Origin of the sequence: Streptomyces yatensis (genome assembly GCF_018069625.1) — a bacterium.
GTDB lineage: Bacteria > Actinomycetota > Actinomycetes > Streptomycetales > Streptomycetaceae > Streptomyces > Streptomyces yatensis.
Window position 1 is genome coordinate 3,260,814 of the sequence record NZ_CP072941.1, and the last position, 14,066, is coordinate 3,274,879.

General features: G+C 71.1%; 15 protein-coding genes. 9 read left to right on the plus strand and 6 right to left on the minus strand.

Annotated elements, in window-relative coordinates:
- Positions 1-204: 204 nt before the first annotated feature.
- Positions 205-1,650: a sensor histidine kinase gene (locus J8403_RS13105; RefSeq protein WP_211123357.1), complete on the minus strand. Its 1,446-nt coding sequence runs from the start codon at positions 1,648-1,650 to the stop codon at positions 205-207.
- Positions 1,651-1,668: 18 nt separating this feature from the next.
- Positions 1,669-2,379, minus strand: coding sequence for a response regulator transcription factor (locus tag J8403_RS13110; protein ID WP_211123358.1), 711 nt, complete (start codon positions 2,377-2,379; stop codon positions 1,669-1,671).
- Positions 2,380-2,685: 306 nt separating this feature from the next.
- On the opposite strand from J8403_RS13110, the gene J8403_RS13115 reads away from it, so the two are divergent.
- The 8 genes from J8403_RS13115 to J8403_RS13145 all read left to right on the plus strand — a co-directional run bounded on the left by J8403_RS13115 (position 2,686) and on the right by J8403_RS13145 (position 9,494).
- Positions 2,686-3,462 carry an amino acid ABC transporter ATP-binding protein gene (locus J8403_RS13115; RefSeq protein ID WP_059146743.1) on the plus strand — a complete coding sequence of 259 codons (777 nt, stop codon included), beginning with the start codon at positions 2,686-2,688 and terminating at the stop codon, positions 3,460-3,462.
- 89 nt (positions 3,463-3,551) lie between these two features.
- Positions 3,552-4,463 (plus strand): glutamate ABC transporter substrate-binding protein, encoded by a 912-nt coding sequence (locus J8403_RS13120; protein WP_211123359.1) that lies wholly within the window; start codon positions 3,552-3,554, stop codon positions 4,461-4,463.
- 73 nt (positions 4,464-4,536) lie between these two features.
- Positions 4,537-5,184 carry an amino acid ABC transporter permease gene (locus J8403_RS13125; RefSeq protein ID WP_059146744.1) on the plus strand — a complete coding sequence of 216 codons (648 nt, stop codon included), beginning with the start codon at positions 4,537-4,539 and terminating at the stop codon, positions 5,182-5,184.
- A complete protein-coding gene (locus J8403_RS13130) occupies positions 5,181-6,125 on the plus strand; it encodes an amino acid ABC transporter permease (protein ID WP_211123360.1) in 945 nt (314 codons plus the stop codon). The genes J8403_RS13125 and J8403_RS13130 overlap by 4 nt, the downstream gene beginning before the upstream one ends.
- 226 nt (positions 6,126-6,351) lie before the next feature.
- The gene (locus J8403_RS13135) at positions 6,352-8,136 is read left to right on the plus strand and encodes an FAD-dependent monooxygenase (RefSeq protein ID WP_425519782.1); all 1,785 of its coding nucleotides are present in this window, start codon (positions 6,352-6,354) and stop codon (positions 8,134-8,136) included.
- Positions 8,137-8,378: 242 nt separating this feature from the next.
- On the plus strand, positions 8,379-8,468 hold the full coding sequence (locus tag J8403_RS44580; protein ID WP_309471148.1) for a putative leader peptide: 90 nt from the start codon (positions 8,379-8,381) through the stop codon (positions 8,466-8,468).
- Between the two features lie 94 nt (positions 8,469-8,562).
- The gene (locus tag J8403_RS13140) at positions 8,563-9,105 is read left to right on the plus strand and encodes a cupin domain-containing protein (RefSeq protein WP_137967700.1); all 543 of its coding nucleotides are present in this window, start codon (positions 8,563-8,565) and stop codon (positions 9,103-9,105) included.
- Positions 9,102-9,494, plus strand: coding sequence for a rhodanese-like domain-containing protein (locus tag J8403_RS13145; RefSeq protein ID WP_425519783.1), 393 nt, complete (start codon positions 9,102-9,104; stop codon positions 9,492-9,494). Before J8403_RS13140 ends, J8403_RS13145 begins: the two co-directional genes overlap by 4 nt.
- 124 nt (positions 9,495-9,618) lie before the next feature.
- Here the strand turns inward: J8403_RS13145 and recX are convergent, their stop codons facing one another.
- The 4 genes from recX to J8403_RS13165 form a co-directional block, all read right to left on the minus strand.
- On the minus strand, positions 9,619-10,230 hold the full coding sequence (gene recX, locus J8403_RS13150) for a recombination regulator RecX (protein ID WP_211123361.1): 612 nt from the start codon (positions 10,228-10,230) through the stop codon (positions 9,619-9,621).
- A gap of 3 nt (positions 10,231-10,233) precedes the next feature.
- Positions 10,234-11,373 (minus strand): recombinase RecA, encoded by a 1,140-nt coding sequence (gene recA, locus J8403_RS13155; RefSeq protein WP_211123362.1) that lies wholly within the window; start codon positions 11,371-11,373, stop codon positions 10,234-10,236.
- A 136-nt stretch (positions 11,374-11,509) separates the two neighbouring features.
- Entirely contained in the window at positions 11,510-12,715 is a 1,206-nt protein-coding gene (locus J8403_RS13160; RefSeq protein ID WP_211123363.1) for an AI-2E family transporter, read from the minus strand.
- Positions 12,716-12,794: 79 nt separating this feature from the next.
- A complete protein-coding gene (locus J8403_RS13165) occupies positions 12,795-12,989 on the minus strand; it encodes a DUF3046 domain-containing protein (RefSeq protein ID WP_014055336.1) in 195 nt (64 codons plus the stop codon).
- Between the two features lie 79 nt (positions 12,990-13,068).
- Between J8403_RS13165 and J8403_RS13170 the strand changes: the two genes are divergently transcribed.
- Positions 13,069-14,061, plus strand: coding sequence for a hypothetical protein (locus J8403_RS13170; protein WP_211123364.1), 993 nt, complete (start codon positions 13,069-13,071; stop codon positions 14,059-14,061).
- The last annotated feature ends 5 nt before the right edge of the window (positions 14,062-14,066 follow it).

Below are 14,066 nucleotides of genomic sequence, written 5' to 3' on the forward strand. Positions count from 1 at the left end.
GCACCACCCGTCGCCCATCGTGTGGCCGCCGCCGGTGACGTACCCGGAGATGCGGGCGATGGCCGCCGAGATCCTGCCCGGCTCGCTGTACCGCCGCCATCTCCTGTGGCGCTACAGCATCGTCTGGCGCAAGCCGCGGGCCTGAGCGGCTCGTGGCCCGCTCCCCCGCCCGTCCTTAAGGTCTTCCGCACGTCCTTACGGTCTTCACGTTCTCATCGGGCCCGGTCCCTTCACCTGCTCACCCGGTCCGGTGCGCGGGACGGTGATCGTCACGCGCAGCCCGCGGGGCTCGTTGGGGGCGTAGTGGATCGTGCCCCCTCCCGCCGCGAGCAGGGCGCGGGTGATGGACAGGCCCAGGCCCGAACCCGAGATGTTCTGGTGGCGGCTGCTGCGCCAGAAGCGGTCGCCGACCCGGGCGAGTTCGTCCTCGGTGAGGCCCGGTCCGCCGTCCGCGACGACGATCGCGACGGTGTCGCCGTCGGTGCGCGCCGAGACCTCCACATGCGCCCCCTCGGGCGTGAACTTCAGGGCGTTGTCGACGACGGCGTCCAGCGCGCTGGACAGGGCCACCGGGTCGGCCCAGCCGGTGATGGCGGCGGGGCCGGTGTAGGCGAGACCGACCTCCTCCCGTTCGGCCACCAGAAGCCAGGCATCCACCCGGTCGGTCGCCAGCTCCGCGATATCGGTGAGCCGCAGATCGGCGGCGGAGTGCTCGGCCAGGGCGAGGTCGAGCAGATCGTCCAGGACGCTGGCCAGGCGCTTGCCCTCCGCGCGCACCGAGGCGATCTCCTCATGGCCGTCCGGCAGCTCCAGCGCCAGCAGCTCGATGCGCAGCAACAGCGCGGAGAGGGGATTGCGCAGCTGGTGGGAGGCGTCGGCGACGAACGCCCGCTGCTGCTCCAGGACTTGTTCGACGTTGTCGGCCATCTCGTTGAACGAGCGGGCGAGCCGCCGCAGTTCCGGGGGACCCGACGCGGCCGCGACACGTGACTGCATCCGCCCGGTCGCGATGTCGTGGGTCGCGGTGTCCAGGACGCGCACGGGCCGCAGCACCCATCCGGTCAGCCGGAAGGCGGCCCCCACGGCCAGCAGCATCGCGGCGCCCTCGCCGGCGCCGATGACCAGCCAGCCGTGCAGGGTCCGCGACCGCATCTGGCCGGTGGGCGAGTCGGTGACGACGACGGCCACCACGTCCCCGTCGCGGACTACGGGGGAGGCGACGGTGAGCCTGCCCCGCTGCCAGGGCCACACCTGGGGCGGATCGTGGCTGCGGCGCCCGGCGAGGGCCTCGTCGAACGCCCGGGCGCTCTCGCCCGTGTCCGGCAGCCGCCAGCTGCCGGGCGCCTCGGCCATGGGCGGCGCGTCCTGGTCCCGGTAGAAGACCCCGGCCCGGATGCCGTACAGATCGTGGTAGCGCTTGAGCTCCGCACGCAGGGTGTCCAGCCGCTCGTCCCCCTCGGCGCCGACCTCACCCGTCGGCCCGGCGGTGACGAACTGGGCGAGCGCGGCGAAGCGTGCGGTGTCGTCGATCCGGTCGACGACCACCCGCTGCTGCTCCCGGGCGGCCACGCTCCCGGCGAGCGGGAAGCCGAGCGCGAGCAGCACGCCCGCCATGAGGACGATGAGAAGCGGGAGGAGTCGGGTGCGCACCTGAGGCGTTCCGGTCGCTCAGTGGGCCGGGGCGACGAGGCGGTAGCCCACCCCGCGCACCGTCTCGATCAGGGCGGGCATCCGCAGTTTGGAGCGCAGGGAGGCGACATGGACCTCCAGGGTGCGCCCCGTCCCCTCCCAACTGGTGCGCCAGACCTCGCTGATGATCTGCTCCCGGCGGAAGACGACACCGGGGCGCTGGGCGAGCAGGGCGAGCAGATCGAACTCCTTGCGGGTGAGCGAGACGGTCGTGCCGTTGACGGAGACCTGGCGGGTGGGCAGCTCGATGGTCACCGGGCCCAGCCGCAGCGGCGGGTGGGGGCCGTGCGGGCCCTCGTCGGCGCCATGGCCCGTGTCCTGGACTGCGGTGCGGCGGCTGACGGCGTGGATGCGGGCGAGCAGCTCCATGGTGTCGTACGGCTTGACCACATAGTCGTCGGCGCCGAGGTTGAGCCCGTGTATGCGTGAGCGCACATCGGCACGCGCGGTCACCATGATCACGGGGGTGGCGGTGCGCTTGCGGATCTTGCCGCACACCTCGAAACCGTCCTGGTCGGGCAGGCCGAGGTCGAGGAGTACGACGCCGAAGGGGGCGCCGGTGTCGGGCAGCAGCGCCTGGAGCGCCTCCTCGCCGCTGCGGGCGTGGGTGACCTCGAAACCATGCTTGGAGAGGATGGCGGACAGGGCCGCGGCGACGTGGTTGTCGTCCTCGACGAGCAGCAGTCTCACCAGCCCCTCCGCCACCTTCCCGTACCGGCGGAGACGCGTCCCGTACGCGCCCCCGTCACCATGGCTTCGAATGCGGCCACGAACATGGCCACAGGGCATCCACCCCGATCGAGGGGCACCCGTCAAGACGCATTCGGTCACACACCGGTTTCCGTTATGCAGCCGGTACGGCGCGCGTCCCTTCGTTCACACAGCGTGTCACGCCGCAGCCAGATCGTTATCCTCAATTTCAGCTCAGATGTAATGACGCTGGTCGCGGCAGGTCATTACTGTCCTCCCAACCGAGGAGGACGGAGCGAGACGCCGATGAGCGAAGTATCGGTGACCAAGGACGCCGCACCAGTGGCGAACGCGTTGGTTGCGCTGTCAGGAGTCAACAAGCACTTCGGCGCGCTGCATGTGCTCCAGGACATCGACCTGACCATCAGCCGGGGCGAAGTGGTCGTCGTCATCGGGCCGTCCGGGTCCGGGAAGTCGACGCTGTGCCGCACGGTCAACCGGCTGGAGACGATCGACGCCGGTTCCATCACGATCGACGGCAAGCCGCTGCCCCAGGAGGGCAAGGAGCTCGCCCGGCTGCGCGCCGACGTCGGCATGGTCTTCCAGTCCTTCAACCTCTTCGCGCACAAGACGGTGCTCGAGAACGTGATGCTGGGCCAGGTCAAGGTCCGTAAGACGGACAAGAAGGCCGCCGAGGAGAAGGCCCGCACGCTGCTCGACCGGGTGGGCGTCGGCGCCCAGGCGGACAAGTACCCCGCGCAGCTCTCCGGTGGCCAGCAGCAGCGCGTGGCGATCGCGCGCGCCCTGGCCATGGACCCGAAGGTGATGCTCTTCGACGAGCCGACCTCGGCGCTGGACCCGGAGATGATCAACGAGGTGCTGGAGGTCATGCAGCAGCTCGCCCGGGACGGCATGACCATGGTCGTCGTCACCCACGAGATGGGCTTCGCCCGCTCCGCCGCGAACCGGGTGGTCTTCATGGCCGACGGCCGGATCGTCGAAGAGGCCGAGCCGGAGCAGTTCTTCAGCAACCCGCGCAGCGACCGGGCCAAGGACTTCCTGTCGAAGATCCTTCACCACTGAGTCCACGCCGGCCCGGCAGACCGCCGGCACGTTCGCCACTGCGTATCTGGACCACTGGACCACGTACTGAACACAGAGGGATGGGCACCATGAGGATTCGTAAGACGGCCGCGGCGGCCACGGTGGTTCTCGCGCTGGCCGCGACGGCGACCGCCTGTGGCGGCGAGAAGGGCACCGCCGGCGACAAGCCGAAGGGCGGCGAGGTCTTCAGCGGCGACTACACGGTCGCGAAGGACGTGAAGATCGACTCGCCGACCCTGAAGGCGGCGCAGAAGCGCGGCAAGATCGTCATCGGCGCCAAGGCCGACCAGCCCTTCCTCGGGTTCCAGGACACCGAGGGCAAGCGCTCCGGCTTCGACATCGAGATCGCCAAGATGGTCGCCGCCGACCTCGGCTTCTCCGCGGACAAGATCACCTTCAAGACGGTGGACTCCAACGTCCGCGAGACCTCGATCTCCAAGGGCCAGGTCGACTACTACGTCGGCACCTACACCATCAACGACGAGCGCAAGAAGCAGGTCGGCTTCGCGGGCCCGTACTACCAGGCCGGTGCCGACCTCCTCGTCCGCATGGAGGACAAGGGCAAGATCACCGGCCCGGACAGCATCAAGGGCAAGAAGGTCTGCTCGATCGTCGGCTCCACCCCGCTCCAGGAGATCAAGAAGCCGAAGTACGGAGCCAAGACCACCGAGCTGAGCAAGTACTCGCTCTGCGTCAAGCAGCTGCTCGACGGCCAGGTCGACGCGGTCACCACCGACGACGCGATCCTCAAGGGTTACGCCGCCCAGCGCTCCACCAAGCTGCACGTGGTCGGCAAGCCGTTCACCGAGGAGCCGTACGGCATCGGCATGAACAAGAACGACAAGGCGCTCCGCGACGCGATCAGCGACTCGCTCGAGAAGCACATCAAGAACGGCGACTACAAGAAGGCGTACGAAGGCACGCTCGGCAAGTCCGGCTCCTCCTACGTCGCCCCGAAGACCCCCCTGCCCCGCTACTGAGCAGGATTCCCCGTTCGCCTGGAAGCCGGTGCGCTCCGCACGCCGCTGACCTGACCGCTACCGCGGAGAATCGATGAACGTACTCCTCGATCATTTGCCCCAGTTCCGTGAGGGGTTCCTGGGAACCCTTTCCATCACGGCGGCCAGTGCGGCGCTGGCTCTCGTCCTGGGCATTGTCATAGCCGGCTTCCGGGTGTCGCCCATACCGCCGCTGCGGGCCTTCGGGACGGCGTGGGTCACCCTGCTGCGCAACACCCCGCTGACCCTGCTGTTCCTGATCGCGTTCTTCGTGATCCCGCAGATCTTCTTCCCCGGAACGAGCCCGTTCGTTCTCGCCATGGGGGCGCTGGGCTGCTACACGTCGTCCTTCGTCTGCGAGGCCGTGCGGTCCGGTATCAACACCGTGCCGCTCGGCCAGGCGGAGGCCGCCCGCAGCCTGGGGATGACCTTCTTCCAGACCCTCCGGCTGATCGTGCTCCCCCAGGCCACCCGGTCCGTGATTCCCCCCATGAGCAGCATCTTCATCGCGCTCACCAAGAACTCGGCCATCGCCGGGGCGTTCAGCAACACCGAACTGTTCAACGTCTCGAAGCTGCTGAGCGACAAGGGCTTCGCGATCGGCTGGATCTTCCTGTGGATCGCGCTGTGCTACCTGGTCATCACCTTCGCCATCAGCGGTCTCTTCCGACTGCTGGAGAGCCGCCTGGAGGTGGCCCGATGAGCTCGAGCGTCCTGTACGACGCCCCCGGCCCCAAGGCCCGCATCCGGAACCGCATCTACTCCGTCGTCGGCGGCCTGGCCGTCCTCGGGCTGATCGTCTTCGCCGTGGTGCGGCTGAACGACAAGGGCCAGTTCGCGCCCGAGATGTGGGACATCTTCAACTACGCGGGCGTGCGGACCAGCATCCGCGACGGCGTGGTCACCACCTTGAAGGTGTTCGCGGTCGCCGCGGTCCTCTCGCTGGTCCTCGGTGTCCTGCTCGCCGTCGGCCGGCTCTCGGACCACAAGGCCGTCCGCTGGTTCGCGACCGGATTCATCGAGCTGTTCCGGGCCGTCCCGCTGCTCATCACCATCTACGTGCTGTGGGTGCTCTTCCTGACCTACCGGTCGGACCTGGGCCTCAGCGGTGACAACACCGGCTTCTGGGCCCTGGTCATCGGCCTGACCGTCTACAACGGCTCGGTCCAGGCCGAGGTGTTGCGGGCGGGCATCAACTCGGTGCCCAGGGGCCAGAGCGAGGCCGCCTACGCCCTGGGCATGCGCAAGACCCAGGTCATGATGACGGTCCTGGTGCCGCAGGCCGTACGGGCGATGCTGCCGACCATCATCAGCCAGCTGGTGGTGACGCTGAAGGACACCTCCCTCGGCTATGTCATCACCTACCAGGAGCTGCTGTTCCAGCTTCAGCAGCTGGCCGGCAACATCGTCGTCAACGACGACAACCCCTACGTTCCGGTGATCATCGTCGGCGGCGCCATCTACATCGCGATGTGTCTGGCCCTCTCCGCCCTCGCCACCTGGATCGAGCGGCGCGGCCGGCGCGCCAAGACCGGCATCCGGGTCGCGGACGCGGGCCAGCCGCTGGCGGCCGCCGACGCGCTCGACGTCGTCGACCACTCCGCGGTCTCCGCCCCCGACGCGCCCACCGGCAAGACGAACTGAGGAGCCGTCCGGGCGACCGGGAGGACGAGCGACCGGGCGACCGGGCGGAGGTCCGACCGGGCGACCGGCCGGAGGTCCGACCGGAGGGCCGGGCGGATGAGCGAAACCCTTACCAGGGCGGTGGCGCACGCGCCACCGCCCTTCGTCGCTTGACGCGGGCAGCGGCAGTGGGTTGCATGCTTTCTGTGATCGCTCACCGGGTTTCAACTGCCAATTTCCGTACGTCATGTACGACCCGCAGGGCCACAGGAACCGCACCGTGGACCCGGTGATCGTCGCCGGGGCGGGCCCGGTCGGCCTCACCCTGGCCCTGGCCCTGGCGCGCCTCGAGGTGCCCGTCATCCTGCTGGACGAGTCCACGGGCGGTGAGGAGAGCCGGCTGGCCCGCACCGTCGTGTTGCGCCCGGACGCGGCCGCCCTGCTGGAGCGGCTGGGCTGCCGGGTCACCGCCCGGACGCGGCCGTGGACCGGATGGCGCACGATGCGGCGTCGGCAGCTGGTACGGCAGGTGCCCCTCACGCCCGGCAGCCTCTTCGGGGGCGAGCGCGGCGCCGGCGGTCTCTTCGGCGGACAGCGCGGCGCCGGCGGCTGGGACGGCGGCCTTACGGAGGCCATGGACTCCCCCGGCGACGACGGGCCGGAGGACGAGGCGGCACCGGCGCCGACGGCCTCACCAGTGCATCTGCCCCAGCATGAGCTCACCCGGGCGCTGCGGGGCTCGCTGGCCGCCATCGGCGACGAGGACCTCGTCCGCATCGTCTCCGGAAGCCGGATCGACAGCCTGGAGCAGGACGACCACGGGGTCGGGGTGCGCACCCGGGGCGCCCAGGCCACCTGGTGGCGGGGCAGCTATCTGGTGGGCTGCGACGGGCCCCGGTCCACCGTCCGCAAGCTCCTGGGCGTGCGCTTCCCGGGCCGTACGGCGGTGGAGCGGCACGCCGTCGCGGCGCTGCGGGCCGAACTCCCCTGGCCCGGCGAGGCCGTGCTGCACCGCTCCCCGCCCTGGCGCAGCATCGACGCCGAGGTGACCGCGCGGCCGTTGCCGCACAGCCTGTGGCGGGTCGACTGGCTGCTGCCGCCCGGCCGCGACCTCGTCACCCCCGATGCCCTGCTGGTGCGGGTGCGCGACACCCTCACGGGGTGGTGCGGGGATTCCGAGCCCCCCTATGAGCTCCTGGACACCGGCGTGCACACCGTGCACCACCGGCTCGCGCTGCGCTGGCGAGTGGGGCGCGCCTTCCTGGCCGGGGACGCCGCCCATCTGCTGGGTGCGCTCGGCACCCAGGGGCTCGAAGAGGGGCTGCGGGACGTGGACAACCTCGCCTGGAAACTGTCCCTGGCCTGGCACCACGGGGCCTCGGAGGCGCTGCTGGACAGCTATCAGGCGGAGCGGCGCGGAGCCGTGGGGGCCCGGCTGCGCGCGGCGGACCAGGCGCTGCCGCTGGTGCGGGCGGCCGGCGGCTGGCACGCGGTGCGGCGCACCGTGCGGCCCGGCGGGGCGCGCGGGCACGACGCGCTGCTCACCGACGGCCACCTCGGACAGGGGCCGCTGGGCGCGCCGCCGGTCTACGACCGTTCGCCGCTGGCCCCGGCAGCGCCGCCGGATGGCTCGATCACGGTGGGTACGGCTCCCGGGGCGCCGGTCGCCGATGTGCCGGTGACCGCGCCGGACGGCTCGGTCGTACGGCTGCGGGAGCGGCTCGGCCGGGAGCTGCTGGTGGTGCTGGTCGCGCCCGGCACCGGGGTGTGGGACCGCCGCCACTGGATGCGTGCGGGGCTGATGCCGCGGCTGGCGGCGGCCGTCGCGGCGCTGCCCCTGCGCACCGAGCTGCTGGTCGCCGAGGCGTATCCGGGGGCCCCGGCGCACACCGTGCTGCTGGTGCGGCCGGACGGCCATCTCGCCGCCGCGCTGTCCGGGGTGCGGCCGAGCGCGCTGTACGCGTGCGCGGACGCGGCCCGGGGCGGGAACGCGGCCAGGGGCGTACCGGCGGAGGCGAGCGCGCGGCAGTAGTGCGGGATCGACCGAGGAGGCCGCGCGCCGGAGCGCGCTCGGTCTCGCGATCCGGCGCGCGGCCGGTTGTTCTCCGGGCGTTGCGGTCAGTCCCGGGGCGCGCGGCCCGCGGCCGGGCGCCCGGTCTGTGCTCGGGCGTGCGGCCCGCGGCCGGGCGCCCGGTTCGCGGGCCGAGCGTGCGTGGTCCGGGCGCGAGCCGGTGAGGTTGACCTTCCTTTCCGGCACATGATTCACTTCGCAGCGTGACTGACACCTGCTTGCCTCGCTTCTGGCGGAGGGTCCATCTGGACCTGGTCCGCTACGCGGGCTGTGTCTGTCGTCCGTCCTGTTGATCCGCTTCTTTCCCGCGCGGCGCGGCCGCGCCTCTTTCGCGATCACTCAGGACGGTTCTCTGTGCCCGACGTACGCACTTCCACCCCCGGTCCCGTGCGCCCTTCCACGGACGTCATCACGGACCCGGCATCCGGCCCGGCCGCTCCGCCCAGCGCCGCGGAGCTGCTCGACTTCGCCCGCCGGACCGCCGCCGACGCCGAGCTCGTCGCCTCCCTTCCGCTCGATCCGGAGGGCCGCACCTGGCTGCGCCTCGACGGGCCGGGCGGCAGCGAAGCCTGGCTGATCGGCTGGCCTCCGGGCACCGGCACCGGCTGGCACGACCACGGCGGCTCCCATGGCGCCTTCGTCGCGGCGGCGGGTGCGCTCAACGAGCAGTCGCTCGCCGCGCGTCTGCCCACCGAGGGCTGGAAGACCCTTGAACTGGCCGACGATGTGGACCGCGAGCGGCGGCTGCCCGCCGGGCAGGGCCGGGCTTTCGGGCCCCATCATGTGCATGAGGTGATCAATCCGTCCGACACCGAGCATGCGGTGTCGGTGCACGCCTACTATCCGCCGCTGCCGCTGATGCGGCGCTACAGCCGCACCGGTCATACGCTGCGGCTGGAGCAGGTCGAGCGGCCCGAGGAGTGGGGATGACCATGGGCACGACCAAGCGGAGCGTTGACGAACTGCTGGCCGAGGCCCGCGAGGAACTCGATCGGCTGGAGCCCCTCGATGCCGCGGCGGCGCAGGTCCAGGGCGCGCTGCTGGTGGACATACGGTACGCGGCGCTGCGGGAGCGCGACGGCACCATCCCGGGGGCACTGATCGTCGAGCGGAACGAGCTGGAGTGGCGGCTCGACCCGCAGTGCGACCACCGGCTGCCCGAGGCCACCCATCACGATCTGCGGGTCGTGGTGGTGTGCAACGAGGGCTACGCGTCCAGCTTCGCCGCGGTCTCACTGCGTCAGCTGGGCCTGGCGCGCGCGACCGATCTCATCGGCGGCTTCCAGGCATGGCGCGCCGCGGGCCTCCCGGTGCGCTAGCGCCACCCACCGGATTCGGGCGCCGCACGACCGGACATCGCTCGTTCTCGGTAGCCGGCTTCACCGGATTGCCCCCAAGGGCCGCCACAGCCCACAGCCCCGCCGCGACGGGGCCGCCGGGGGCTCAGAGGTCGGGGAGGTGGCGCTCCAGGAGGTCCGGGTCCTCCCCCTCCTCCTCCAGCGCACGCCGCACCACCCGCAGTGCCAGCCCCTCGGAATAGCCCTTGCGGGCCAGCATCCCGGCGAGACGGCGGATCCGCTTCTCCCGGTCGAGGCCACGGGTGGCCCTCAGCTTGCGCTCGACCAGCTCCCGCGCCGTCCGCTCCTCCTGATCGGCGTCGAGCTGTCCCACGGCCTCGTCGATCAGGGCGGAATCCACGCCCTTGGTGCGCAGCTCACGGGCGAGCGCCCGCCGGGCGAGCCCCCGGCTGTGGTGCCGGGACTCCACCCATGCCTCGGCGAACGCCGCGTCGTCGATCAGGCCGACGCCCTCGAACCGGGACAGCACCTCCTGCGCCGCGTCATCGGGGATGCCCCGGGTGCGCAGCGCGTCCGCGAGCTGCTTACGGGTGCGTGGGGTCCCGGTGAGCAGGCGCAGGCAGATCGCCCGCGCCTGCTCCTCCGGGCCGGGCGGCGGCCCCTGCTCGGCCCTCGACAAGGAGGGGGCGCCGCTGTCCGGACGGTCCGGGCGCTCCGGACGGCCTGGGCCGTCCGGCCATTCGGTCCGCCGTGTCATGGATCAGCTCTTGGCCGCGGCGGTCTTGGCCGCCTTCGCCCCGGACTTGGCCGCCGGGGCGGCCACGGCCTTCGCCGGTGCGGCGTCGGTCACGCCCGCGGCACCGGTCGCGTCCGTGGTGGGTGCCGCGGCCGCCGGGTCCTGGGGCCTCACCCCGATGCCGAGCTTTTCCTTGATCTTCTTCTCGATCTCATTGGCCAGATCGGGGTTGTCCTTCAGGAAGTTGCGGGCGTTCTCCTTGCCCTGACCGAGCTGGTCTCCCTCATAGGTGTACCAGGCACCGGACTTGCGGACGAAGCCGTGCTCGACACCCATGTCGATCAGGCCGCCCTCGCGGCTGATGCCCTGGCCGTAGAGGATGTCGAACTCGGCCTGCTTGAAGGGCGGCGCGACCTTGTTCTTGACGACCTTGACGCGGGTGCGGTTGCCGACCGCGTCGGTGCCGTCCTTGAGGGTCTCGATGCGGCGGATGTCGATGCGCACCGATGCGTAGAACTTCAGCGCCCGGCCACCGGTCGTGGTCTCCGGCGAGCCGAACATCACACCGATCTTCTCGCGGAGCTGGTTGATGAAGATCGCGGTGGTCTTGGACTGGTTGAGCGCGCTGGTGATCTTGCGGAGCGCCTGGCTCATCAGCCGGGCCTGGAGGCCGACGTGGGAGTCGCCCATCTCACCCTCGATCTCCGCGCGCGGCACCAGGGCGGCGACGGAGTCGATGACGATGAGGTCGAGGGCGCCGGAGCGGACCAGCATGTCCACGATCTCGAGCGCCTGCTCGCCGTTGTCCGGCTGGGACAGGATCAGGGAGTCCGTGTCCACGCCCAGCTTCTGCGCGTAGTCAGGGTCGAGGGCGTGCTCGGCGTCCACGAAGGCGACGGTGCCGCCGGCCCGCTGGGCATTGGCCACCGCGTGCAGGGTCAGGGTCGTCTTACCGGAGGACTCCGGGCCGTAGACCTCGACCACCCGGCCGCGCGGCAGACCGCCGACACCGAGGGCGACATCGAGAGCGGTCGACCCGGTGGGGATGACCTCGACCGGCTCGTTCGGCCGATCGCCCATGCGCATCACGGCGCCCTTGCCGAATTGCCGTTCAATCTGTGCGAGCGCGGCGTCGAGCGCCTTCTCGCGGTCCGTTCCTGCCATGGGTCCCACCCGGTTTGCTTGAGTCGATCGCTTCACGTCCATGACGCTAGCGCCTGCCACTGACAAGCGGCCCTGACGTCCTCGGCCTGTGGATAACCTGTCGGGCCTCCATCAGAATGGATGTTCGATTTTTGTGTCAACTACGCCGCACCAACGCGGCGCGCATCCGTGAGAGGGCCGACATGCCGCGCCGCCGCGTGCGCCCGTGCACCCGCAGATCGTCGGTCACGTCATAGCGCTTGATGTACGCGCCGAGGAACGCCTGCAGCGTCGCGGTCGCCGGAATCGCGATCAGCGCGCCCACCGCGCCCAGCAGCGCGGTGCCCGCTATCACCGATCCGAAGGAGACGGCCGGGTGGATGTCCACCGTCCTGGCGGTGATCCTCGGCTGCAGCAGATAGTTCTCGAACTGCTGGTAGATCACGACGAAGACCAGGACCCACAGCGCGTACCAGGGGTCGATGGTGAACGCGATCAGCATCGGCAGCGCCCCGGCCAAATAGGTGCCGATGGTCGGGATGAACTGCGAGATCAGCCCCACCCAGACGGCGAGCGCCGGGGCGTAGGGCACACCCAGGGCCTCCAGCAGGATGTAGTGGGCGATACCGGAGATCAGCGCCATCAGCCCGCGGGAGTAGATGTAGCCGCCGGTCTTGGCGACCGCGATCTCCCAGGCGCGCAACACCTCGACCTGCCGGGTCGGCGGCAGCACCGAGCACAGCGCGCGGCGCAGCCGGGGCCCGTCGGCGGCGAAGTAGAAGGCGAACAGGGTCACCGTCAGCGTCTTGAACAACCCGCCGAGCACCTGTGCGGAGACGTCCAGCACATTGTCGGCGCTGTTCTTGACGTAGCTCTGCAGCCAGTCGGAGTGCACCAGGCTGTCCTGGATCTCCAGCCGCGACAGATGCGTGTGGAATGTGTCGTTGATCCACTTCACGACGTTGTCGAGGTACTGCGGGAAGTCCTGGACCATGGTGATGATCTGATCGGCCAGCATCGAGCCGAGCAGGGTGAAGAAGCCCGCGGTGCCGATGAGGATGGCGAGAAAGACCAGCCCGGTGGCCAGCCCCCGGCGCATGCCGCGGGCGGCCATCCGGTCCACGGCCGGTTCGATCGCGAGCGCCAGGAAGAACGCGATCAGGATGTTCAGCAGAAGACCGGTCAGCTGATCGAAGGCCCAGGTCGCAAGGCGGTAGCAGGCCACCAGCGCGAGTGCGAGCACCATGGCGCGCGGCAGCCAGCGCGGCATGCGCGCGGCGGGTTGCGGGGAGTCCGAGGAGGCCCGAGCGGCGCTCGGGGTGTCGTCGGCGTCGGAGGGGAGGGTCTCTTCGGTCGGGGCCACGGAGCAAGTGTGGCCTACACCGGACGAAGAAATCCGGCCACCCCGGAAGCTGGTGCGTCCGGAGCGGCCGGAGGTCCGCTCAGCGCCTGCTCTCGGGGATCTCCATCGCGGCGCAGACCGCGCGCCAGACGTCCTTGGCCTCCCAGCCGTCCGTCAGTGCCTCGTGCACCGTCCGGCCGCCGAGTTGCGACATCACATGATCGCGCGCGAAGGAGTCGGCGTACGCCTCGCCGAAGTGGTCCGCCATTCGCTGCCAGAAGTCCGTCAACCGCATGTGACCAGTATCGCGCTCCCGGGGGTGCACCCACGCGTGAGCCCCCTACCGACCGTGTCCCGCGGCCTACGGTCTGTCCATGGAACGATCCGCAAGCCTCCCCTCCTCGCCCTCCCTTCCCCCGCCCGGGCCCGCCGAGCCGGCTCAGCCGGCCGAGTCCTCCGCGCTCTCCCGCGCCGAGCGGTTCGTCTGGCTGACCGCCCGCGTGCTGGAGCAGCGCAGATTCGCGTATCACTTCCTGGGCGGCGGCGCCGAGGCGGTCGAGACCGCGCTGGCCGCGTATCTGGGGACCGACGGGGGCTACGGCCATGCGCTGGAGCCGGATCTGCGCGGTCCGGTGAGCCAGCCGCTGCATGCCGTGCACGCCTTACGGGTGCTCGACGGGATCGGGCGCTGCGGCGGGCAGCGGGTGGAGCGGCTGTGCCGCTATCTGACGTCCGTGTCCACCCCGGACGGCGCGCTGCCCGCCTGCCACCCCTCGCTGCGCGGCTATCCGGCGGCCCCCTGGGTCCCGTCGGCGGACGATGCGCGCAGTGATCTGCTGACCACCGGGCCGGTGGTGGGGCTGCTGCACCGCAACGAGGTGTGGCATGCGTGGCTCTTCCGGGCCACGGACTTCTGCTGGGCGGCGGTCGCCGCCCTGGGGGAGGGCGGCGCGACGACGCGTCCGTACGAGGTCGCGGCGGCCGTCGCCTTCCTCGACGGGGCGCCGGACCGGGCACGCGCCGAGGCGGCGGCCGAGCGGCTCGGCCGCCGGGTACGGGAGGAGCGGCTGATCGTGCCGCCGACGACCCCCGAGGACGCCGAGGACCGCTCCCTGCCGCCGGGGCAGGGCCCCGGCGAGCCCCTCCAGGTGCACGACATCGCCCGTACCCCCGGCTCGCTGGCACGCCGGTGGTTCACCGACGCCGAGGTGGAGCGGTCCCTGGACGTGCTCGTGGCCGCGCAGCAGGAGGACGGCGGCTGGCCGCCGCCCCGGCGCCCATGGACGCCGGGGGCCACGCTGGAGTGGCGGTCGGTGGCGACCATCGAGGCGCTGCTGACGCTGCGGGCCTACGGACGGCGGATCTGAGCGCG